Source organism: Paenibacillus sp. RRE4 (assembly GCF_031844205.1).
Lineage (GTDB): Bacteria > Bacillota > Bacilli > Paenibacillales > Paenibacillaceae > Paenibacillus > Paenibacillus xylanexedens_B.
Genome location: NZ_JAUZUT010000003.1, coordinates 135,676 through 159,687, shown reverse-complemented (window position 1 = coordinate 159,687; position 24,012 = coordinate 135,676). Strand labels below are relative to the sequence as shown.

Genomic DNA, 24,012 nt, shown 5'->3' with positions numbered 1-24,012 from the left:
TGCGAAAAGGGAGTCTGATTTTTATGGAAAGCAAGCGGTCCTCTAATCAGTTGGATGGAAACAACGGACTAACTGAGGCGAGATACGAGCTTCAACTTCGTTTAATTGTTGCAGAGAAGCAGATTGCTACTAAAGAACCTTTGATGGATCATGAGCAAGTTATGGACAGATTGAAAAGAAAAATAGAAATAGCATGGACGTAGGAGAGTTACAAGTAGTGAAGCTTTCTTTTCAATAAAATAGATTACGTATCCCGCTACCGGCTGGAAGACGCTCAGTTGAAAGCTGGGCGTTTTTTTGCCGTGGAGTCTTCAAATAAAACGTTCACAAAAGTGCAAAAAATGAATACGATTTCAATCAGAGGTTGGGCAGACTTCCAGTGAATGGGCTACTCAGCGTATCAGGGGTGTGGTACGATATGGGTAATTTAACCAGCGTAAAGTAGGGGTTATGAAGAAGTGCAAAATCTGAAGCGCACATCCCATATAAGTGCTTTTAGAAATATCATAAATAACAAAATGACAGAAGTAGATTAGTACTAAAATTCAAAAGTATATCAACTTATCAGAATTCCCCTGATAACTATGGAACAGTGTCACTTCCAAGAAGGAGAAGATTCGTGAACCCATTAGTGTGGTATGATCTTTCGTTATTCGTGTTATTGTTTGGTGTGGGCGTGTATGTGTTTGCTACCGTTAGAATTACGAATTTACATAAGGTATATTTTTTGTTTCACGGTTTGATGATGATGTGGCCTTTCTGTCAATTTGCGAGTACGCTCACCGATGATCCGGGCCTGCAATTATTCTATGTTTTGCTGTCCTTTGTAGCGGTCTCGCTGCTGGGGAGCGGGTGGCTGCTGCTGACGTTATTTATTACCGGTTATGCGGAACGATTAAGCCAAAAGCGGCTGGTGTTGCTGTTTGTGCCTGCTGTGATCGGAGCGATTGGGGTTGTTGCGAACCCTTGGCATGATTTTGTGATACCTCTGGAGGGCGGTTATATCGAGCGTGCCTATGGCCCGTGGTTCTGGGTGGTCATGTTCATTTTGGTGAGCTACTTCGTGACTTCTCTCGTCATTATGTTTCGTGCGGTATTTTCCTCCAAGACCCCTGCGATGATTCAAAAGCAGGTCAAAATCACCCTTTGGGGTATTTTTGTGCTGGCCATGTTCGCGACGCTGGATGCGATTCTTAATGTACTGCTGAGCCGCTGGTTGCCGATTATTCCGGGTCTGACCTCGCTGGGGATTTTCCTGTCCGACCTGTTCTTCGTGTATGTGATCAAAAGGTACAACGTATTCAATCTGGTCTCCATCGCCCACGAGGACGTCATTAATACGATCCCGTATGGCATAATGGTGCTGGATGAGAACGAAGTGATTGTGGAGGTGAACAAAGCCTCTCGTTTTTTCATAGAACAACATGTGGGGGATGCCTGGGACATGGATGCATTTCTCGCAGGGGTGTCTGTGGAGGGGGATGCCCGGACGTTTCTGAACAAGTATCGTTTGAAAAAAATGGAGCTGTGCCAGATCGAAGTGATCGTGGAGAAGGATCATCAGCTCTGTCACTACATTCTGCAATCGTCTCCGATCGTGGACTCGGCGCTTGCACCGCTAGGGCATCTGCTGACGTTCCAGGATGTCTCGCAGGAGCGCTTCTATGCCAAGGCGATGAATCAGCAGTATAAGACGCTGCAAGAGCGCAATGAGGCACTGGATCTGATTCGGCAGGAGTTATCCGATGCCAACCGCAAGCTGGAAGAGCTGGTGCTGACGGACAGTCTGACGCAGTGTTATAACCGCCGTTACCTGACGCAACATCTGAATCATGAAGTACTCACGAACCTTCAATATAAAATGCCGTTTTCCCTCATGTTGCTCGATATCGACCACTTCAAAGCTATTAACGACCACTATGGTCATGTGGTTGGGGACGAAGTACTGGTGCGCACGGCAGAGGCACTTCGTCAATCGGTGCGCAGTACGGATATTTTGACCCGCTACGGCGGAGAGGAATTCATGATCTACCTGCCACATACCGAGCATGATCTAGCGATTGATATTGCAGAGCGTGTAAGACAGGCCGTGGAGTCCAACCGTATTGCATTGAATTATGGGTTGGGGGAAATAGCGATTACCATTAGCGTCGGTATTCTATCGATTGATGATTTTGCGTATGAGGATGAAGACGTGCCGGAGGATGGCGAGCGCTATTTAATTCAGCTATTTGATGCAGTGGACAAGGCGCTGTATCAGGCGAAGCAAAAGGGCCGGAACCGGGTGGAGTATGGGGTGCTGGCGCGGGGCGTGGTGTGAGAAGGGTAAGGTGAAAAAAGAGTGGAGACAAAGACTCCGCTCTTGGAAAGAGTATGTATGATATACATGTTCAAATTAACAATTATCTGAGAGTTTTTTTGCATTCTCAATCGAGATCAAGATTTCCTTGTTAATTCTGGTTAAAGATTCGATTTGTTCCGCATCTTGACCGCTAACTAAAGTCATATGCTCATCCAAGGCTCTTCTGTACGAAGAGTCTTCTTTGAATTTAAAAAGTTGCTCGGCAGGAACCTGAAAGCCATTCATGATCTTCTCAAGTGTCTCCAAAGAAATATTGCGATCTCCTCGTTCAACTCCACCAATATAACTGTAATGAAGACCCGCGGCTTCAGCCAGTTGCTCCTGAGTCCAGCCTTTGGCCTTTCTTAATTCACGAATTCGATTACCAACAGCTTCTGGTAAACTCATTTGATCACCTCCACTTAAGGTTAGAAGAGGATATAAAGTCACGACAGACTAACGAGTGTAAAATAAATTTAGTTATAATAGTACTTATTAGTACAATTTATATTGATCTTCTTTTTGTTTATCTATACAATAATTTCAAATGAGCTAATTAAAGGAGGCTTCCTTTTTGCGATCATCGATCCTGAAATCCCTCAAACCGGACATTATTGTTGATATGCTGGATATGGCTGTGGCTTTTGAAAATTGGAACAAGGTGCTGGAGACAGCGGACGTATTGTACCAGTGCGCGCAGTGTATATATGAAGAACAGATGGAGCGTCAGGAGGAAGGTGGGTCTAAACTTCATATCCATACGGAACATCCATTGGTTTATTACATGGGATGGAGTCATATGATGCGAGGTATGGCTTATCAGAAGTTGGGGCAGATCGATCAGGCGCGAGCTTGTATCCGGCAGTATGCAACATTGGGGTGTATGGAAGGAACGGATGAGGCAGAGTTGCAAGTTGTGCAGGAGTTCAAACGTAAAGCCGAAATCCATCGGTATGCACTAGAGATTGAAGCAGGGCAGGTTGAGTTACTGGAAGGCTATGTGAACCTGTTGCTGGAGTATCCGGAGGAACGTTTGTGTGGGTTGAAGGTGATCACAGAGGCCGCGGTGCGGCATGGGTGGCGGATTGATTTTATCATACAGATGCTTGAGGAGAAGGTTGATGGGTCAGGAGTGGGGATGGATTCGTTAAACAACGATGATATGTATCATTATTTTTACAAAAGAGCTTTATATGAACAGTGGATGGGAAGGCCGCAGGAGGCGGTGGAATTTATTTTAAAGGCGATGTGTATAGCGGACAGACTGGGGATGGAGAGGCATATGATCAAGTGTACAGCGGTTTTGGAATCATTGCGGGAAATGGCGACGGAGGAGCAGATTGAGCGGTATCGGGTGTTTTTGGCGGGGATAAAGTAGGGGCGTTATTGGGTTTACTAAAAATGGTAGGATATGCTTGGATGTGGGTATATGCATATAGGACTATAGCACCGATGAGTGGTGTGTCAGATGTCGGGTTATAGGTAAATTCAGGATGTTAGCAGGATAGTTTTACATATTATACTTCTGCTAACATAGGATAATCCTATTTCAAATGAGCGGAGAAAGCGTATGAGTACAATCAAAGTTACCCCTGAACAATTACATCACGTATCGAATCAAGTGGATCAGGCGAGACAGCAGTTGGAGCATATCCAGGATAATCTCTCACGGCAGATCATGTTTCTTCAGGCCGTATGGCTGGGTGTGACGCAGGAGCGATTTTATGGTGATTTTGCACGGTCACGCCCCGTATTACAGAAAGCACTGGAGAGCATGTTGTATACTTCAAAAGAGTTAACGGAGATTGCTACGCGGTTTGAGCAGGCAGATGCCGAGAAGGGCAGTCTGGGTGGCGTTATTGGCGCTGTGGGTGCGGCAGCGATGATGAAGAGTTCGGGGAATGATGCGGGTTCGGAGGATAAGGGCTACCGGATGGCACAAGTGAATGTGTACGGCAGGCTGATGTGGATGCCAGTGAACGAGAATGGTGTTCCAGATCAAGCTTCTTTGCAGGCGTATCAGAAGGATCAAGGGCATGTGGATATCAATCGGATGCAAGCAGGTCATGCAGAAGATCTGGGGGAAGATCTTAATGCCTTGCAGATTGAAGCCTTTGAAAATGGAGTTCATCCCTTCACAGGCGAGCCAGTGAATGATCGATATGCACAGATGATGGTGACTTCTCTGAAGTTCAGCCAGATTTTTATGGCTTTTCAGATGGTTCGAGGAAGTATGCCTGGGCGCAAAGGGCCGTTTAGATTGCCTTCTTCTCATCCGGCGGTGGCGAAGTTGAAGAAGAATTTAGAGGATCATAAGGCTAGGAAAGAGAACAAGTCTGATGCAAGATCAACTGGGGGAAATAGTGTAGATTTAAAAGTAAGTCCGAAAGTAATAGAACATTCTTCTAAAGGTGACTTCACTGTTAACCCGAAGAATGGAAAGATATCTAAGATGAGAGGTGGAGGACATGGACAGTCCAATATTGATTTTCTTAGAACTAACGGATTTGAATATAATATTGAAAAAACCTATCCTAATGGCGTAAGAGTAGGTAATGTGCCTGAGCATAAAACTCCAGCAAAAAGAGAAGGGAGTAATCAGGCTTGGTTTCCAAAAAACTGGTCAGAGTCAGATATTGTTGAGGCAGGAAAGAGTGTCGTAGATATACCACAAAATGCATCTAAGCCAGATGGTGTAGTTATTTATGGTGAATACAAAGGTGTTAGAGTAGGGGTTATAAAGACGAATGGAGAGATTGGAACTATCTTTCCTGATGCTGAAAAACAACCATAATCATAGGAGGAATTTATAGATGTTCAAAGAAGCCAAGGAAGTAATACGGAAAAGAGCAGATCTTCATATGAATGATCCCGCAATAGAGCATTACAGAGAGGAATTAATTAACCTCTTAAGTCAAAATGAAAACGAAACAATCGCATTTCTAAAAAAGTGTAGTAAAGAAGAAATTCTTTGGATCAGTGAGGTGTTCGAAGAAATTTCTTATAATCTTCAAAGTGTTGAATATATTAACACGCTCAAGGATATTAACAAAAAATACCCCGAATTAAAATTGACTAATGTTATTAACACAGCTGTTTCTTACATGGATTAGAGGACGAGGGACGGATGAGAAACGATATGTATAACAGATTCGAACTTCATACAAAATGGGTTGATACTAGCGGTCAAGAAGGTGAGCAACTTCGATTGCAGGATGTTGATTTTCGTGAATTTGATATCTCTGATATTTGTTTAGAGCAGTCATTTATGGCGAGTTGTACGTTTGAGGGTCTGAGTCTGAACAACATAGATTTTCATGCCTCTGTTTTAAGTTCGTCATTATATAAAAATAGCAACGTGATCCATTGTGATTTTTACAAATCAGACTTGTCATATGTAGAATTCTCTAACTCCAATTTGGATACAGTTCGATTTTCAAGAGGCGATCTATGGGAAACACGATTTGATAATGCAACAATTAAAAACTGTAATTTCTCAGCCTGCAACCTCTCTTTAACTGATTTTAGTCATGCCTCATTAACAGATGTAGACTTGAGTGAGGCAAGGTTTGAAGAGGTTTTGTTTTATGGAGTAACGTTAAGAAACATCAAAGGAATAGAAGAGGCCAATTTTCACAGCATTCATATTGGTTCAGCCGATAAACCTCAAATTCTCAAAGGGCAGGAAGCAAGGAACTGGCTTCGCATGAAGGCCGAAGAAAGAAAGTAATCTATCAGGTTTTAAATTTCTCTGGAATCATGAAAAGAGGCAATAAAATAACATGGGAACAACAGCTTTTTTTCTAACGGAGCGTGAGAAGTATTCACCAGAGAAGTTTTTATCTGACACTATAATTGCTGTGTTTCAATCAGATCATAGACTAATTTTTGATAATCATAAACATATTGAAAATGGGAGGTTTTCTTCAACAACCTTGAATGTTCTAAGTCATTCGTACAATAGTGGAGAGAATAACCACCAATTTATTCTATATGTAAAGGCAAAAGAAAATAAAAGTGTTTTATTTCATGATTATGAGGATCTAAATCTAGACCCTAAACAGGACCTCATTCGGGTAGGTACAATAGAAGAGGTATTTGGTGCAGAAGAGGTTATTTTTCAATTTGTTTATGAATATTTGAAGCTTAACCAATCGGACTACTTTTGGGTAGCAGATTACGATTGGGTCTACACTTGGGAAGATATTAATAAACTACACTCCATGTCCTACGATTCCGACTGGTGTTACAAAAATCCTAAGATGATGGGATAAGAAACGAAATGTACAAAGAACTTGATAATCTTTTATCCGCCGAGACAACAGTTGATTCCTGGTACGATGACGGTTGTGTAATAGCGATAGAAATTCTGGGGGATTTTAATCCAGATGATTGGGATTTTTTATCTAGAGCAGCATGGAGCAAACCCCTCAACTGGCAGAAGAAGCTTGCGTACTGCTTGGATAGTACTCAACAGATACATGGATTTGAATTATTGATATCTTTACTGACTGTTGGGGATAGAGAGTTATTTGAAATATGTATAGACACACTAAGGAGCTACACATCTCCTGAGTATAAACAAAGATTAATACATGAACCTCTGTTACTAGAGCGTGTGGCTACTGTACTGTCTGGTGCAGGAATTGCGGAACGAAGGGTACTGGAGGATTTTCTCAGAGGTTTAATAATCTGGCCAGATTCGGAGGGGTGCACCTGAGTAAACGGATTATGGACATTTACTGTATAGATTATAATAGCCAGCTGGGCAAAAGTAATTCTGTGGCTTTGGAGCAGTGGTACGGTAGGCTGCTTAACAAAAAAGTAGATAATCTTAACTTAGAAGATGTAAGTCGAATGCTGGGTCAGCGTGTGTTTTTGGAGCTGGGTATAGAAAAGGCGATGGAAATTCTGTCCGATGATCCTCTTGCTGGGGAGATGTACGACGGTCATTTGCTAGAGCTATTGTATGGTATCGAACTGGGTGATTATCAAGATTTGGAACAGTTGAAAATATTACTCCAGCATATTCATGCTAGTCTTCCACAATTCGAATGGACTCATCGAGAGGAACAAGAAGAGTACGCTGACTTAGTGCAACGGTTTATAGCAAAATTTTGAGAAGAGAATACTATCTTGGATGTCAGATCATAAGGTCAGTAGTGGGGTTTCTTCGAGAAAGATCTCAAGGAGAGGTGAACTCATGTCTGAATCATCGTTCTATGATTGGTTGAGATTGTTCGATATCCATGATGAGATAGGATTCCTGGATACATAGTCTTTAGTCACATTGTTTCTATCATTCAGTATACGAGCAATGCTCTTTTATTAGTAGCGCCTCCTATTATTTCTCCCCCATTCAGATAAAGAAAAATTTAGGAATCGTATAACATTTCAGTAACTTGTTACGTTATACTTACTGGATATAAAGGAAATTTAGGGGATTTAACCTTTAAAAGGAGCGTTGAATTATAAAGAGGAAAAAAATAGTATCACTGTTAATGGAAGGAATTGTTGCTGGCTCAATCTTAGTGGTCTCCACTATAACCGCAGAAAGAGGAATTGCCCAAACTCCGATGGAAGCAGCAACTAACTACTTTGATGCTTACATTGATAAGGATGCAGAGGGAATGATTTTTTATTCAATAGATACAAACTATTTGGATGAGAAAAGTCGCGAAGAAGGATATCTAAATGATTTTAAAACAAATCCTACTACTGGTTATGAAATTGTGGAAAGCAAGCAAATTAACAATAATGAAGTCCTACTTTATGTAGTTCAAAAGTTTTCAGGACAAAGCTATGAGCAATCACCACCACTGCCATTTAAAGTATTCAAAAGTGGTAGTGGATGGAAGGTTTTAGTAGAGCCATTAGAAATCAACACAGTGACAGGTCAAGTCACTAAAGGTACACCAATCCACGCTATGCAATTTACGGATGATTAATCACCGATCAACCAAGTCAGTGGAGTTGAGAAAGTTTAAGAAAACTAATGCAGTATAATATGAAACAAAAAACATACCCAATCCGCTCTCATTCGAGAGACGGATTTTTTTACGTCCAACGAACCAAAAATATCTTGTCAAAACGTAATCATTACGATAAGATAATACTCATTGTTTAGATGATAATGATTACGATTAAAGATCATATGAAACAGAATAAGAGAGGGGCATGACCTTGTTTACGAAAAAGAAGCCTTTGCTGGCGCTAATCTCCTTGGCCCTGAGTGCGGCAGTATTACTTACCGCTTGCGGAGCATCTACATCTAGTCCGGCAGCGCAAGGCGATACCAATACCCAAGGGAATAAGAACGTTCACTTCCTATATAACTTCTCCACCAGTTCACTTGATCCACATGTGGATTCCAGTTATGTGCCGCTGCGTGCGGGCATTACGGAAACGCTGCTGCGTCTGGATGAGGACAATCTGACGGTAGCACCGTGGCTTGCGGAGAGCTGGGAGAGTAAAGATGGTCAGCATTGGACGATTACGTTGCGCGACAATGTGACGTTCCAGAACGGCAAACCAATGACAGGTGAAGCGGTTAAAGCATCTCTGGAGCGGGCGTTGAAGGAGAACGTAGCCATCCAAAATACATTGAAGGTGGATACGATCAAAGCCGAGGGGAACCAGCTGGAGATCACAACAACCCAGCCATTCCCGGAATTCGCATCCGAGCTGGTTAACCCGAACACGGCGATCATTGATGTCAGTGAGACGGATATTGTGAACAAGCCTGTCGGAACAGGCCCGTTCAAGCTGACTTCCTTCACGGCAGGCAGCAAGCTGGAGCTGAGCCGATATGACGGATATTGGGACGGGGCTTCGCCTCTGGATTCCTTAACATTTTCGTTTAATGAAGATGCTAACGCCCGTTCACTTGCACTGAAGTCCGGTCAAGTAGACATCGTCTACCGCCCGGAAGTGGAAAGTCTGGAATCCCTCAAAGCCATCGACGGGTTGAAAGTTGAGTCCACATCCACGTTCCGCGTGCACCAGTTGACGATGAATATGCAACGGGAGAGCATCAAGGATGTGAATGTCCGTCGTGCGCTCGATGCGCTAATTGACCGTAAAGGCATTGTTGATACAATCCTGCTTGGCTACGGGGAGCCGGCAATTGGCCCATTCCTGCCATCGCTACCTTTTGCGCCTAAATATACACATGCAACAACGGAGGCCGGCTCGGATGTGGCTGTAAAATATCTTGGCGAAGCTGGTTACACGCAGCAGAACGGCGTAATGAGCAAAGACGGCAAACCACTCAAGCTGACGCTGCTTACTTATTCTTCACGCGCCGATCTGCCTCTGATTGCACAAGTATTCCAGTCGGATGCGAAAAAGATCGGAATCGATGTGCAGATCCGTCAGATTGATGCACCGGAAGAGTACATGGCTTCCAACCGGGACTGGGACATCGCTACATACAGTAATCTGACCGCTCCACGCGGTGATGCGGGTTACTATCTGAATGCGACATACCATCCGAAAGGGGCGCTGAACTTTAGCGGATCGGAAGACCCGGCACTGACCAAGATCATCGACGAACTGAACCTTACCGTAGAACCGCAGAGACGCGCGGAGCTGGCAGAGAAAGCAGCCAATTATGTACATGATAATGTGCTGAACTCCTTTGTACTGCATCCGGCAACGATTGTGGCCTACAACGGCAAGAAAGTGAAGAACTGGGTCACCACGCGCAGTGAATATTATATGATCACAAACAAGCTGGATGTGATGTAATGTTTCGCATTTTGCTTCGTAAGTTCCTGGAGGTATTTGTATTTCTGCTCTTCATTATGTTCGTGAGTTTCCTGTTCATCCGGCTTGCCCCCGGCGATCCGGTGCTAACCATCCTGAATGTTGAGGAATTATCGGTGAGTAAAGAACAAGTCGAAGCACTGCGTGAGGAGATGGGCTTTAATGACTCGCTTCCCGTGCAATTTGGTCGCTGGCTGCTTGATTTTGTACGGATGGACTTCGGTGTGTCCTATTCAACAGGTCAGCCGGTCATGCAGACACTGATGCGCTCACTTCCGGCAACAGCCGAGCTGACAATCGGATCACTGCTGGTTATGCTGATCGTGGCCATTCCGCTCGGCTCTCTGTCAGCACTCTATCGGGGTAGTTGGATTGACCAAGGCAGCCGCATCTTGTCGATTCTGGGTGCAGCTGTACCCAGCTTCTGGCTGGGACTGATCCTGATTGACCTGTTCGGTGTGCGATTCAGCAGTCTGCCCACGATGGGACGGGACGGATTTACCTCACTTATTCTGCCATCACTGACGCTGGGACTTGCCATCTCCAGCGTTTATGTGCGTCTTTTGCGTTCCAGCTTGCTGGACTCTCTGAGCCAGGAGTTTGTGCGATCTGCCCGGGCCAGAGGGCTTTCGGAGGGGCGTATCTTCTTCCTGCATGCCTTCAGACACAGTCTGCCTCCGGTGATCACCGTATTTGGAGTTAGTCTGGGCAGTCTGATTGGCGGCGTTGTGGTAATTGAAGTGCTATTTGCTTATCCGGGGATCGGCAAGTTGGTTGTGGATGCCATTCGCCAGCGCGATTATCCATTGATTCAGGGATACATCCTGATCATGGCGGTTGTCGTGTTCCTGGTGAATACGGCTGTAGATTTGTCTTACCGTTATTTAAATCCAGAGATGAAATTGAAGGAAAGGGAGGCCCACCGATGAAAACCATGCCCCTGCGCTTGCCGTCAACCAAAACAAAAAAGCACAGCTGGCAGGCCATCATCGGCATGCTGTTTGCACTGCTCGTTATCGCGGCCTCCCTGTATGCCTTTCTATACCTTAAACATGATCATACCCTCACCGACCTGCGTAGCAGGTTGCAAGGTATGAGTGTGCTTCATCCGCTCGGGACCGACCACTTGGGCCGTGATGTGCTGACACGTCTGCTTCTCGGCGGTGGTCAGACGCTTGGTTACAGCCTGCTTGCACTCGGTGCGGCGTTGCTAATCGGCATTCCGTTTGGCTTGATCGCAGGCTACAAACGCGGCTGGATCGACAAGTTATTCATGCGTATCGCGGATGCATTTCTGGCTTTTCCGGACACCATCGTGGCGATTGTACTGAGCGGTCTGCTTGGTGCAGGCATCGGCAATCTGGTGCTGGCGATTGTTATTGTGAAATGGGTGAGTTACGCGCGTCTGGTTCGAAGCACTGTCCTATCCGAGTCGCAAAAGGATTACATCCGTGTAGCCCGAACCAACGGTCTGTCCGATGCACGAATCATGACCAAACATCTGCTACCGCATATTGCAGGTCATGTGCTGGTACTGGCGAGTCTGGATCTCGGCAAAATCATCCTGCTGATCTCATCCTTATCCTACATTGGACTAGGCGCACAGCCGCCGACACCTGAATGGGGAGCGATGCTGAATGACTCGCGTCCTTATTTCCAATCCAGACCTGAGCTAATGGTCTTTCCGGGCCTGGCAATTGTCTCGGTTGTGCTACTGGCGAATATGCTGGGAGACTACTTGCGAGACCGGTTTGATGTGAAAAAGGAGGTGCAGTCATGATTCTCTCTATCGAGGAGCTGAGTATCTTCAGCCGGGAGCGGACGATTGTGGACAGCGTGTCCCTTGCCGTCCGCGAAGGGGAATTCATGGCGCTCGTGGGACAGAGCGGCAGTGGCAAAAGCCTGCTCTCGCAGGCGATCGGACAGCTACTGCCGCCTAATCTACGCGTATCTGGACGCGTGCTGTTCGAAGGCAATAACCTGCTCGAACGGAAGCCGAAGGAGATGCGTGCACTGCGCGGGCGAGATATCTCGTATATTTTCCAGGACTATCAGGGGGCGTTTACCCCTTTTCGCAGCATTGGCGGACACTTTGATGAATACCAGAAGGTGCATGGAGAGAAGTCTGCTGCCATTCGCAAAAAGCGTGCCGCAGAAGCGCTGGAGTCCGTTGGACTCAGCCCGGAGCTACTTCGCCGCTATCCGTTTCAACTGAGCGGGGGTCAGCTACAGCGTGCCTCCATTGCTACATCACTTATGCTCTCACCACGGTTGCTCATTGCCGATGAAGCAACGACAGCGCTGGATAGCATGTCCGCGCATCGCGTATTGGAGCTGCTCGCACGCAAGCAAGCCGAGACGGGCTGTGCAATCCTGTTCATTACGCATGATTGGCGGCATGTGCGCCGATATGCGAATCGCTTGTCTGTCATGAAAGAAGGGCAGATCGTAGAATCGGGCGGCAAACACCGGATTCTGGATCATCCCCAGCATGAATATACACGCCAATTGATTGAAGCAGCGCCTGTATTGAGTCATGAATTGAAGTCTGGTTTGAAGGAGGTGGGCGTGGAGTGATAAGCCAAGCCAGCCAAGTCGTGTTACGTGTGGAACAGCTCACCCGCACCTATGCTGGTGCAGAACACCCAGCCATCAACGATATCTCGTTTACGCTGAATCGCGGCGAATGCCTGGGTCTTGTCGGAGAGAGCGGCTGTGGCAAAAGCACGCTGGCCCGCTGTCTACTTCGCATTGAGGATGCGGATCGTGGCTCGATCCAGCTTGGCGGGCAGGATATCGTCCGGCTGGATGGACGCCGTTTGCGACCACACCGTCGCAAAATTCAGATTGTTTTCCAGAATCCTTCGGCTGCATTGAATCCGAAGCTTACCATTGGCACATCCTTGGTCGACCCCTATGAGCAGCTAGGCCGGGATGCCAGCCTCGCGCACTTCACTTATACATCGAAGGAAGCTTACATCCGCCAGCTGTTAGAGGCCGTAGAGCTTCCGAGTGAATTGGCGAACCGCTATCCGCATGAGCTGAGCGGCGGGCAACGACAGCGTGTTACGATTGCGCGGGCCATCGGCATAGAGCCGGATGTCGTTGTCCTGGATGAGCCGACTGCCAGTCTGGACGTCATCTCACAGGGAGCGATTTTGCAACTACTCACCGACCTTCGTATATCGCTCGGCCTTTCCTACGTGTTCATCTCACATGATTTGGCAGCGGTGCACCGGATGAGCCAGCAGATTATCGTCATGCAATCCGGGCAGATCGTAGACCAATTTGGCACGGATGCGTTGTTCGCTGAGGAACGCCACCCGTATACGAAGGAACTGATCTCGATATTCTGATGACGCAGCATGTATGAGCGTGTGGACTGACTTCTTTCTATAATAAGAGCCGTTATGCGAAGGTTATGATGCATGCGGCTCTTTATGCACTCTTTTTCATAACGAATCATATGTTTTAAAAACAGGCCGTTTGCCTAGCGAATGCAAAGTTCCTTCTTTGCTTTGAACAAATAAATCTTTCAGGCCTATAACCGGGCTAACGAACCGCGGCAAACTAGCGTATACTGAGGGAATAGCAAATATCTTGAAATTGCATATTTAAATTGCTCCATATTATTGATACACTAGTTCAAGGTTATATTCATTCAGACAAGGCGTGAACCCTCGAAGAGTGGGCTTGCGGCCAATGCCAAATCGATAACGCTTACATCCTTTTGGCAAATATAGGATATAAGGACGGTAGACATGAGCCAGGGACAAACGAGTACAGATGTAATCTTGATCGGTGCCGGAATTATGAGTGCAACTTTGGGAACTTTGCTGAAAGAATTGGCACCAGACTGGAATATTAAGGTTTTTGAGAAGCTTGCCACGGCAGGAGAAGAAAGCTCGAATGAGTGGAATAATGCCGGAACCGGGCATGCTGCGCTGTGCGAACTTAACTATACTGTTGAACGACCAGACAAAACCGTAGATATTAGCAAAGCCATTAAGGTGAACGAGCAATTCCAGGTTTCCAAGCAATTTTGGTCCTATCTGGTGAACAGTCGTCTGATTCGGAATCCGAGGGACTTCATTATGCCGATTCCTCACCTCAGTTACGTGCATGGCGAGAGTAATGTGCAGTTTCTGAAAAGACGGTACGACACATTGTCAAACCATCCGCTGTTCGCAGGCATGGATTTCTCGGACAACCGGGAAGAGCTGGCGAAGTGGATGCCGCTAATGATGAAAGACCGCACAAGTAGCGAGCCGGTAGCGGCGACCAAGATTGACTCCGGTACGGACGTTAACTTTGGTGCTTTAACGCGTATGCTACTGAAACATCTACAGGAACAAAAGGTGGAAGTCCACTATAAACATAGCGTGAAGAACATTAAACGCAAGAGTGATAAGTCATGGGAATTGACTGTGAAAAATCTGACAAGCGGAGCCGTTGAACGCCATCGGGCGAAATTTGTCTTCATCGGTGCGGGCGGCGGAAGTCTGCATCTGCTCCAGAAGTCCGGCATTCCGGAAGGTAAACATATCGGAGGATTCCCGGTAAGCGGGATCTTCATGGTGTGCAAAAATCCAAAAGTCGTGGAACAGCATCATGCCAAAGTATATGGCAAAGCTTCCGTAGGTGCTCCACCAATGTCAGTACCACATCTGGATACACGTTACATCGACAACCAGAAGTCGCTGCTGTTTGGGCCATTCGCCGGTTTCTCGCCGAAGTTCTTGAAAACCGGATCGAATGCAGACCTGATTGCTTCGGTGAAGCTGCATAACCTCTTAACGATGCTTGCGGCGGGTGTGAAGGAGCTCTCACTCACCAAATACCTTATTCAACAGCTCATGTTAACGAAGGAACAGCGCATGAAGGAATTGCGTGATTTCGTGCCGAGTGCGAAGAGCGAGGATTGGGATATGGTGCTGGCCGGTCAACGTGTGCAGGTCATCAAGGACACCGTTCAGGGCGGTAAAGGCACACTGCAATTTGGAACCGAAGTTGTAACTGCGGCAGATGGCTCCATTGCGGCACTGCTAGGCGCATCGCCGGGTGCTTCGACGGCGGTTCAAGTTATGCTGGAGATTCTGGAGCGTTGTTTCCCGCAGCATATCAAGGAATGGGAACCAAAGATCAAAGAGATGATCCCGTCTTATGGCATCTCGCTTGCAGAGAATCTCGATCTATTACGCGAGGTGAATCTGTCTACGGCGAAATCGCTGGGATTGTCGGATGAGAAGCAAGCATTGCATGTGTAATGGATAAAGTGCTTCATGAAGCCAGGAAATGAATCAAAAAAGCTGAGTCCGGATCAAGTCCAGGCTCAGCTTTTTGTGGTTTGGTTTTCCCGAAAATGAACTTAAAACGAATTCAACTCTGCTTGATCAGGAATAAAAAAGGAAACCTTCGTCCCTTGCCCAGGAGAGCTGACGATCGTCAATCCTTGTCCATAGAGCTGATTCAAGCGCCGATGCGTATTGGTCAACCCGATGCCTCCAGGCTTTAGCGGATTCGGTTTAGGCCATGCGAGTGCTTGTTCGATCTGTTCCGGCTGCATGCCTGAGCCGTTATCTTCAATCTCGATCAGTGTGCCCGTGGTTTGGGTGACGATGCGAATCCATACCGTCCCACCGTCCACTTGGCTGAGTACACCATGGCGAACGGCATTTTCAATCAGCGGCTGGATGGTGAGCGGAGGAAGAATCACATCGATGTCTTCTGGAATGTCCCAGACTACGTTTAATCGTTCTGCGAATCGTTCCTTCTCAATGTAGAGATAGGCTTTCGAAAGGTCTATCTCGTGGTTGATCTCCACCATTTTCTCCGAATTCACAAAGTGGAAGCTGGTCTGCAAATATTCAATAAAAGCATCCCCCAGACGCTGCATTCGATCTGTATCGATCTCACTGAGCATCATAATGGAGTTGAGTGTGTTAAACAGGAAGTGAGGCTGGATCTGTGCCTGCAAATAAGCGGCTTCCATCCGCAATCTCTCATCAATTGATTGTTTCAACACAATCAATGAACCAATGCGATGTCTCAACTCTACAGCGTCAACAGGCTTGGTCACATAATCAGTAGCACCCGCCATGAATCCGGCATAAATATCAGCAGGTTCGTTTCGGGCCGTTAACAACAGAATAGGAAGCTCCGATACGGAATAACGTTTACGCACGCTCTCTGTCAGTTCATAACCGGACATATGAGGCATCATCACATCGGCAATTAATAAATCCCATGACTGCGTATTTAGTAATTCCAGGGCTTCTAACGCTGAAGTGGCAGGTTGTATATCATAGGGTTCATTCGACAGCATCGAGATGAGTACACGTAAGTTGACCGGATCATCATCGACAGCGAGAATGCGAGCAGTAGTTTTCCCAGGTATGACGGGGTTCACAGGATGTTGCTCTTCATCTAGGCTCAAAGCGACCTCACTCAGATGCTGGACACCCCATCGCGAATGCTCCGTCTGATCGGTCTGTTCGATTAAGGCAGGTGTATCTTTTCGTGGCAACGAAACTTGAAAAGTAGATCCTTGTCCCAGCACGGACTGCACGGTAAGTTCACCACCATGAAGCTCTGTGAGCTGTTTGCTGATGCTTAACCCGAGCCCAATCCCACCACTCAAACGTGCTTGAGCGGTACCTTGCTCGTAAGCTTCAAATATTCGTTCTTGCAGCTCCTCGCTGATTCCCGTGCCCGTATCCGAAACTTGCATAATGACGCTATGTTCATCTGCCCTGACCGATACGGTAATGGTACCCTCATCCGTGAATTTGAGCGCATTATGCAGCAGATTGTACAGGATCTGAACAAGTCTTCTCTCATCTGCCTGAACATGCGGTAATCCCTCGGGTGTATCTACGATGATCTGTACTCGCTTGCCCTCCGCCATAAATCGGAACATACCAATGACGCCGGATATGACAGAGGCGAGGGATAACGGTTTTTTCTGCAACATGATGCGTTTTTCTCGCAGACGAATGACATCCAGAAGGTCATCAATCAATTGCGACATCTGTCTTCCGATGTTCACTAACAGCTTCATGTCTTCTGTATGCTGTCCTCCGGAGTGACGCTGTTCGCTCACCGCAATACTTTCGGCAATGTTAATAATCCCATGCAGGGGAGTGCGCAATTCATGCGCGGTGTTCACCAGGAATTGATCTTTTTGCTGGTCTTCCACTTTGAGCTGTTCATACAGTTTTTCAATTTCAGTGGCATTGCGGAAATATTTTCTGAACCAGTAGGCCGCAAAGCCAAATATGGCAGCAATAACATCGATCGGATAATACACATTGGTGATTTCGTTATGTGAGTTTACAATTCCCCACAGCACACTGGACATACTGCTCATTGCTGCAAAGAGCAGAAAGCTTGCGTCGCTTTGTTTGGCTGCGGCCATCTTGAAGAACAGGAACACGGACCAGCCAATAGCGAACAAATACAGGAAATCAGGGATCTGAGTATGAAGTGCTTGGTACACAAGCGTTACGGGAGCAATGAGCAAAAATAATAGATATCCTCCTACAACGCCGGCATATGCAAGAAAGAGCTTTCGCCCATGATTCGGATTCGCAAAACTTCTGGCCAGCATAAGAAGGAAAAGCGCAAATGAAACATATGAAATAGCTTTGGCTTTAACCATCCAGGTAAAATTTAAGGGCAGCCAGCTTAACAACAGATTGTCATGGTCAGAGACCACCGTTAAGGCCGTGGACAGTATTAACAAAGAGAACGTGAGCAATGCCCGCTGCTTCCGGATAAACATAAACATGACAAAGGCATACAGGCTGTGCAGAAGCAGTACGGCGAACGTGATTTTCTGCAAATCAATCGATAAACCTCGCTCACTTCCAATGGCTGCAGGAGAACCTAAATACAGAGAACGTGTAATTCCCCCACTGAATGGGTCATCGAAATTGGCTGTCTGCACAAGTAGAGTAAGTTCGCTTGTCTTGTCGAGTGCATAGGAAGTTACAAATGCAGTCCTTTCTGGTTTATAGCTTTGGGCATTGCTAGCAGGTTGACCAAACTGGGCAACAATCGTTCCGTTGATCTCGATGATGGATGAGGTTTGAATTTTCTGAGCCCAGAGGGATATATCCTTCACCGAAGGGTCTAACAGTATGCGAAGCTGGTACGTTCCATATCCGAACGACGATGTAGAGCGTGATTGTAATGCATTACGCCAGTCGCCCGGCACTTGGATCCATGTGGAAGGCGTGCCCGACCCTATGCCCGCCCCCATATCCGATCCCGTGTTTGGTTCCTCTCCGCCAGAAATCAATGCATGGGGTGTGAATCCCCATTCTCCATCCAGAGAAATCGGGGAAGCGTCAGCAAGATCCCAACCGCGAAGATCCAACACGCCTCGAACAGGTTCTGGATGATCCGGTATAGCAAAAGAGGCGGACCATATCCAGCGAAAGCTAAGTAAAATGGTTAAAAAGACAAGGGACAATACGACATATCTAGGTATTTTAAACTTCGTTATTGGTTTCATGGCAGATTTTAATTTCGACACGTTTCGTCTAACTCCTGCACCGTCGGGTTTGATGAGAGTCCTTTTTTTATTTGGAATTTTAGACGTATTACCAAATTGATAGCGTTCGCAATCCAAAGTTTATGGTAAAATTATTGATTAATGGATCATCAAGTGAGTCGGAGGGCTGTGCATATGAGAGTGATTTTGGTAGATGATGAAAATCTCGCTCTGAGCAGGTTAAATAAATTGTTAGTCGAGAGAGAGGATTGCGAGGTCATCGGTACTTTTTTGAAGGCAGAAGAAGCGATAGAGCAAATCAAGCAACATCTGCCTGATCTCGTTTTCATGGACATTGAGATGCCGGGGATGAATGGAATCGAAGCAACTGAGCGAATTCATGAGGTATCTCCAAGAACGGAAGTTATTTTCACAACGGCCTATAACGAACATGCACTGACGGCTTACGGGCTTGAAGTGCTGGATTATATTATGAAACCCGTAACACGGAATCGTTTGGATAAAACGATGAAGATGTACCAGCGCAGAGCTATACCGGCACAGATGGACGTGATTGAAGACACAGTAGAGCGAGGACTGTTAATCCGTTGCTTAGGCATGCTTCAGGTGCAGTTGCATCCGAATGAAGCGCCCAAACACCTGAAGTTTAGAACGACCAAAATCAGAGAACTATTCGCGTATTTGCTCCATCATCGCAATAAACCGATCAAGCGTGACACCCTGCTTGAGCTGTTATGGCCAGAGCTCGATGAGAAGAGAGGTATAACGAACCTGCACAGTGGTATTCATCGCTTACGTGGTATGCTGAACGAATTCGTGGGTGAGGGCCGGATTTCGGTACGCTATCAACAATTCGGTTATCTATTGGAAACGGGTGAACTCCGGATTGATGCGGAAGAGTGGGAGAGTCGTCTTAACCGATTACCTTTATTATCGTCCTCTACACTTGCTGAGTATCGATATGTTTCGGATCAATATGAAGGCAAGTATTTCGGTGAGGATGATTACGCATGGGCGGAGCTGGAACGTCAGCGATTGCATGCGCTCTGGCAGAATCATGCGTTGAAGCTGGCGCAATACTACATTGAATCGGGACACCCCAATGAAGCTCTAATGTTGTACCACCAGATGCAGCAATTTGATCCGATGATGGAGGAGGTCAGCCTTTCTTTGATGAAGTTGTATGATCGATTAGGCAATAAAGACCCGGTGGTTGCTCAGTATCATCAGTTGGCAGCAGCATTACAACAAGAGGCAGGAGTTGACCCTGGCCCCGAAGTGGAAGCATGGTATCAGGAATGGAAAACCAGAAATATGTGAGCATCTGCTCACCTAGGATATTTGGCGTATGAAAAATATAAACGTGTTACACCTTCTGACAGCCTCATGAACGAGGCTGTTTTTTATACCAATAACACGGCCAAGAGCATTTGTTACCCATTGTATCTCGTTGTATGGATACTACAGGAACCATTCCCTAGCCTTTTCATCAAAGAATCGGGTCACCTCGGGATACTCGTTCAGATCAATATTTTGCTGGCGTATGATCTTCTGTAGAAAGATGGTATCTGTGAACATTTTGCTGATGATAATACTGCATTCTTTAGGGTTATCCTTGAAAGCGTCTATGAGTACCCGAATCTCATTAAAATCAAAAAACAGGATATATGAAGCGTAATTTTGAAGCAACACTGTAAAACAGTAATCGCGATATAATCTGAAGTGCTCCGAATCACCCTCAGTAGCCAATTGAAGTGAATCCGCATTGTTATCGGTGTCGGTACCGCTATTCGCTTTAGCACCAGCACCTGCATTGGTTTCAAGCGTCATATCCATCATGGCATCAGCGAGCAGATCTCTAATGATCTGGCAAAATGCCGAAGGGTCATCCTTGTATAGCTTGAGCATTCCATCCACGTCGTTAATGAGTTCAATGACTGGCTCCAAACCTTTTACAGAAGGGATGATTAACTTGGAGGAACGGCCCTCGATAACCTGTAACAGTTCCAGAGTTAATGCTTTGCAGGCTTGAATCTCTTCTGCTGAGATCATGATTTGATCCGCGTATTTGTCGCGATGTGTGGTGTAGTGATCGTAATAAGTAGCGAAATAATCCTTGAGTGGAATGCCCGTTTTGCTATGAATCAAACGTTGTTGATCCCATGAGCAAGCGTATAAAGTCTCATCATTCACCGGATGAGCGTAGAGATAGATAAAGAAGAAAAAATCGCGCAGCGACTGCTTCTGTGCAACGTTTAAACAAGTTGTGTCATGCAGATGGGACAGCTGGAGGAAGCTATATTTTTTCATCACATCATTCATCTCGCTGTAGGTGTTGTGTGTGTTGATGGATAGTGTGCTATTAATCGTGAACAACAGGTAGTATAGAATCATCTCATCATATACATTAAGTTGCTCAAACGTTTCAGCTAATACGGGCTTCCAGTCCGGCTTTGATCCATAGTAGGGGTCTTTCGGGCGTAATCGGACGATCCAGCCTGAGAAGGTTTCCTCCGGGTGATCATTAAAGAATAAAGCTGCACTGTCATCCTCATATTGACCAAATGCCATTATCATGTCACCATCTACGGGTTCCAAAGGGAGAGAGAACTTCATACGAATATAATCATTATATAAAGTGTGGAGTTTCATTTTCAGATAACCTCATTTCAAAAATAAGTATTGAACCCTATTCGACAGCTATTTGAATACTCCTTCCACATAAATCATGTCGTAATACTTTCGCCCTGCTCATGGATGCCAAAATCTGAGATGATGAGTTCACCAAAGGTTCGGGTGACGAACTTCGGCACTTCGAACTCTTGGCCTTCAGGCTATGGCGGTCCTTCCTTCTACACATCATTGGAGATTCTAGGGTCGCCGCTCTCCTGAAGATTTCAAATCAGAGAGGAGGCGTCCAGGCTATCATATTCCTTCCTTCTCAAGCTAACCACCAAATGTTAATTAGGGATATGGCTCTCCTGGACTCTTTGATCATGAATAATAATTCCGTAGATTACAGCAATATAAAAATGAATAGTATCTATGTGCGCAGAGCGCGCAAATTGATGATTCAACCGAGCGAACAGCGGCAACAGCCATTGCCCAAGAAAGTTCTCGCGACTGTGCTCAAAAATATAGAATCACTGGGGTTTACCTTCTCCACTGAGCTGATGCAGGCACTACGGACGCTGTCCGAAGAACAATTTGCAGCAATGGTCGATCAGCTGGTCAAAGACCTGAAAGTGATGGTCGGTGCCCATGTGCAGTACAAACCAATGTATGCGGGATTCCCGGAGCAGGTGATGGAAGCGGACGAAGCGGAGCTGTACTTGAACGCCGTTTTTTATTACCTGACACATCATACGCTGGGTGATTTCGAACCTTCGGCTATGGCTGCTGGTGTGCGGTCTCCTTTCGTGGAGCAAACGAAGCTGAAAATCATTGATCTGGGGAGCAAGCAAGCGTTCCAGAAGCTGATCCGTCAGTTAATCGAAGCGAAAGGCTCCATCTCGGATACCGACAAAAAAGATATCCAACAAGCATTGAAATACGCTGATCCGAGTGAGGTCGAGACCATACTGCCTGCGGAGATTCCATATAAGGAGAATGTGGGATTTGTCGTTGCGGTGTTGCTGAAATATGAACTGGCAAGCATGGAACGTATCGGGTCTTATTTTAAAACGGCAAGCGATGTGCTCCGACTGGCTGTATCCTGGTCGGAGGGGGACGTCAGTCTGGCAACCGCCACGCCTTTTCGTAAATTTAAACGTCGTGAGCGCCGCCTGCTCCTCAGCCTGCTGGAGCAATGCGGCTCCATCACGGAGGATATGCTGCGCTACAAGGATCGCTGGATTCGGCTGGGCGAAATTTTGCATCCATCCGAATACAAGCTACGGTATCCGCGTAGCCAGGCCGCCTTCGATGTATTGCGAAATAACAAGCCGTTCTCAACCTTTAACGGTAGCGTTGAACTGGCACTCCAGTATCGCAATATCTGGAGCCTGATCGACCTGTTGTCTCAGCGTCCGGGTGAATTTGCACGGAAGCTGGATCATATGCTACGCATTACAGACAATGAAGAATATGTGCTGCTTGCTTTTGAAGAGGTGGCTGCTCAGGTGTCCACGCCGGTGTTATTGCAGGTGAGACAGCATTTTGCACAGCGGAATGAAGCGTCAAAAATGCGGGTCTTTTTTCCGAAAGGCAATGTGGCCAAGGCGGTTGGCATCCCGAATGAGCTACCGGAGCTTGACAAAGCTGTCTGTCAGGAAGTGGTGCAATTATGCGAGCAGGCTCTGATCACACGATTCGCCACGTTCCCTTCGCTCGGGAAGACGTATGTCGATGAGCGGCTGCAGCATTATCTGGTGCCTTTTTCACAGCGTTCCGCGAGCAAAGCCTTACGTACGATTGTGAGAGGAAGCCGTATTCCGATGGGGGAGGGCGACACGATTCGTTTCTTCAGCTGGTGGAAAGAGGGCGAGGTCGACGGCACGCCTACAGGGCGTGTGGATATTGACCTGTCTGCGATCATGTATGACAAGGACTGGAACTATGTTGAACATATCTCATATACGAATCTGAAGTCTGTTAAATATAAGGCTGTCCACAGCGGGGATATTGTGACTGCACCTTATGGGGCGAGTGAGTTTATTGATCTGCATATCGCTTCGATTGTGAATTATGGCGGAAGGTATGTGGTGACCACACTTCACTCCTTTACCAGCCATCCGTACTGTAATTTGCCGGAATGTTTTGCAGGCTGGATGATGCGCAAGAAACCCGGATCGGGCGAAATCTATGAGCCTTCCACGGTGGAGAACAAGATCGATATTACGGCTGATACGCAGATTGCAATTCCCGTCATTCTGGATCTGGTCGACCGTACGATCATCTGGACGGATCTGGCGCTGACGAGGTACCCGGACTATTACAACAATGTGGAAGGCAATCGGGGAGGCATCGTACTGATGGGGAAGGCGATGACTTCATTACGCAAACCTCACCTGTATGACTTGTTCATGATGCATGCCAAGGCGAGAGGTGAACTGGTGGATACGAAGGAGCAGGCCGATACGATCTATGCGGTCGATGAAGGTGTGACACCGTATGATATCGAGCAGATTATGGCGGAGTATCTGGCTTGATCTGCAGACCCAACATGGGCTGGAGTGAAATGGCATTTTGAAGAGATATGTTGTGTTGAGAGTCTATGAGTATGTATGTGCAAGCACAACTATCGCAACTGGAGAAGAAGGAGCAGTCATAAGGCTGCTCTTTTTGGGCTAACCAGAAAATGAGAAGAACAGATAATGGGAGAGTCATGTTAACATGACTTCATTTGACGATGAGTTCCATTGTATAGTAACCTTGGCGTGACTAT

General features: G+C 46.4%; 21 protein-coding genes. 18 read left to right on the top strand and 3 right to left on the bottom strand.

Annotation, left to right across the window (positions count from 1 at the left end; translation table 11 throughout):
* Positions 1-23 precede the first annotated feature (23 nt).
* On the top strand, positions 24-203 hold the full coding sequence (locus Q9R46_RS19465; RefSeq protein ID WP_311281405.1) for a hypothetical protein: 180 nt from the start codon (positions 24-26) through the stop codon (positions 201-203).
* Between the two features lie 416 nt (positions 204-619).
* Positions 620-2,320 (top strand): histidine kinase N-terminal 7TM domain-containing diguanylate cyclase, encoded by a 1,701-nt coding sequence (locus Q9R46_RS19460; RefSeq protein ID WP_311281404.1) that lies wholly within the window; start codon positions 620-622, stop codon positions 2,318-2,320.
* A 75-nt stretch (positions 2,321-2,395) separates the two neighbouring features.
* On the opposite strand, the gene Q9R46_RS19455 is transcribed toward Q9R46_RS19460, so the two are convergent.
* The gene (locus tag Q9R46_RS19455) at positions 2,396-2,749 is read right to left on the bottom strand and encodes a helix-turn-helix domain-containing protein (RefSeq protein WP_311281403.1); all 354 of its coding nucleotides are present in this window, start codon (positions 2,747-2,749) and stop codon (positions 2,396-2,398) included.
* Between the two features lie 166 nt (positions 2,750-2,915).
* Between Q9R46_RS19455 and Q9R46_RS19450 the strand changes: the two genes are divergently transcribed.
* The 14 genes from Q9R46_RS19450 (at position 2,916) to Q9R46_RS19385 (ending at position 15,375) form a co-directional block, all read left to right on the top strand.
* Positions 2,916-3,719 (top strand): DNA-binding protein, encoded by an 804-nt coding sequence (locus tag Q9R46_RS19450; protein WP_311281402.1) that lies wholly within the window; start codon positions 2,916-2,918, stop codon positions 3,717-3,719.
* Between the two features lie 192 nt (positions 3,720-3,911).
* The gene (locus Q9R46_RS19445) at positions 3,912-5,135 is read left to right on the top strand and encodes a WXG100 family type VII secretion target (RefSeq protein ID WP_311281401.1); all 1,224 of its coding nucleotides are present in this window, start codon (positions 3,912-3,914) and stop codon (positions 5,133-5,135) included.
* 19 nt (positions 5,136-5,154) lie between these two features.
* Positions 5,155-5,454, top strand: a complete 300-nt coding sequence (locus Q9R46_RS19440) for a hypothetical protein (protein ID WP_123063862.1) — start codon at positions 5,155-5,157, stop codon at positions 5,452-5,454.
* Between the two features lie 14 nt (positions 5,455-5,468).
* Complete coding sequence (locus Q9R46_RS19435) at positions 5,469-6,071, top strand: pentapeptide repeat-containing protein (protein ID WP_311281400.1); 603 nt, start codon at positions 5,469-5,471, stop codon at positions 6,069-6,071.
* Between the two features lie 52 nt (positions 6,072-6,123).
* Complete coding sequence (locus Q9R46_RS19430) at positions 6,124-6,615, top strand: hypothetical protein (protein ID WP_311281399.1); 492 nt, start codon at positions 6,124-6,126, stop codon at positions 6,613-6,615.
* 8 nt (positions 6,616-6,623) lie between these two features.
* Positions 6,624-7,061: a hypothetical protein gene (locus Q9R46_RS19425; RefSeq protein ID WP_311281398.1), complete on the top strand. Its 438-nt coding sequence runs from the start codon at positions 6,624-6,626 to the stop codon at positions 7,059-7,061.
* Between the two features lie 11 nt (positions 7,062-7,072).
* The gene (locus Q9R46_RS19420) at positions 7,073-7,462 is read left to right on the top strand and encodes a contact-dependent growth inhibition system immunity protein (RefSeq protein WP_311281489.1); all 390 of its coding nucleotides are present in this window, start codon (positions 7,073-7,075) and stop codon (positions 7,460-7,462) included.
* A 380-nt stretch (positions 7,463-7,842) separates the two neighbouring features.
* Positions 7,843-8,289 (top strand): hypothetical protein, encoded by a 447-nt coding sequence (locus Q9R46_RS19415; protein ID WP_311281397.1) that lies wholly within the window; start codon positions 7,843-7,845, stop codon positions 8,287-8,289.
* A gap of 235 nt (positions 8,290-8,524) precedes the next feature.
* Complete coding sequence (gene nikA, locus Q9R46_RS19410) at positions 8,525-10,090, top strand: nickel ABC transporter substrate-binding protein (protein WP_397386391.1); 1,566 nt, start codon at positions 8,525-8,527, stop codon at positions 10,088-10,090.
* Positions 10,090-11,037 (top strand): nickel ABC transporter permease, encoded by a 948-nt coding sequence (nikB, locus tag Q9R46_RS19405; RefSeq protein ID WP_311281395.1) that lies wholly within the window; start codon positions 10,090-10,092, stop codon positions 11,035-11,037. The genes nikA and nikB overlap by 1 nt, the downstream gene beginning before the upstream one ends.
* The gene (gene nikC, locus Q9R46_RS19400; RefSeq protein ID WP_311281394.1) at positions 11,034-11,888 is read left to right on the top strand and encodes a nickel transporter permease; all 855 of its coding nucleotides are present in this window, start codon (positions 11,034-11,036) and stop codon (positions 11,886-11,888) included. Before nikB ends, nikC begins: the two co-directional genes overlap by 4 nt.
* The gene (locus tag Q9R46_RS19395) at positions 11,885-12,685 is read left to right on the top strand and encodes an ABC transporter ATP-binding protein (RefSeq protein ID WP_311281393.1); all 801 of its coding nucleotides are present in this window, start codon (positions 11,885-11,887) and stop codon (positions 12,683-12,685) included. The genes nikC and Q9R46_RS19395 overlap by 4 nt, the downstream gene beginning before the upstream one ends.
* A complete protein-coding gene (locus Q9R46_RS19390) occupies positions 12,685-13,464 on the top strand; it encodes an ABC transporter ATP-binding protein (protein ID WP_311281488.1) in 780 nt (259 codons plus the stop codon). The genes Q9R46_RS19395 and Q9R46_RS19390 overlap by 1 nt, the downstream gene beginning before the upstream one ends.
* A 405-nt stretch (positions 13,465-13,869) precedes the next feature.
* The gene (locus Q9R46_RS19385; RefSeq protein WP_311281392.1) at positions 13,870-15,375 is read left to right on the top strand and encodes a malate:quinone oxidoreductase; all 1,506 of its coding nucleotides are present in this window, start codon (positions 13,870-13,872) and stop codon (positions 15,373-15,375) included.
* A 101-nt stretch (positions 15,376-15,476) separates the two neighbouring features.
* Here the strand turns inward: Q9R46_RS19385 and Q9R46_RS19380 are convergent, their stop codons facing one another.
* Positions 15,477-18,647 (bottom strand): hybrid sensor histidine kinase/response regulator, encoded by a 3,171-nt coding sequence (locus Q9R46_RS19380; RefSeq protein ID WP_311281391.1) that lies wholly within the window; start codon positions 18,645-18,647, stop codon positions 15,477-15,479.
* 153 nt (positions 18,648-18,800) lie between these two features.
* Between Q9R46_RS19380 and Q9R46_RS19375 the strand changes: the two genes are divergently transcribed.
* Positions 18,801-19,946, top strand: coding sequence for a response regulator (locus Q9R46_RS19375; protein WP_311281390.1), 1,146 nt, complete (start codon positions 18,801-18,803; stop codon positions 19,944-19,946).
* A 141-nt stretch (positions 19,947-20,087) separates the two neighbouring features.
* On the opposite strand, the gene Q9R46_RS19370 is transcribed toward Q9R46_RS19375, so the two are convergent.
* Positions 20,088-21,197, bottom strand: a complete 1,110-nt coding sequence (locus Q9R46_RS19370) for a hypothetical protein (RefSeq protein ID WP_311281389.1) — start codon at positions 21,195-21,197, stop codon at positions 20,088-20,090.
* Positions 21,198-21,622: 425 nt separating this feature from the next.
* On the opposite strand from Q9R46_RS19370, the gene Q9R46_RS19365 reads away from it, so the two are divergent.
* Positions 21,623-23,776, top strand: coding sequence for a TerD family protein (locus Q9R46_RS19365; protein ID WP_311281388.1), 2,154 nt, complete (start codon positions 21,623-21,625; stop codon positions 23,774-23,776).
* The last annotated feature ends 236 nt before the right edge of the window (positions 23,777-24,012 follow it).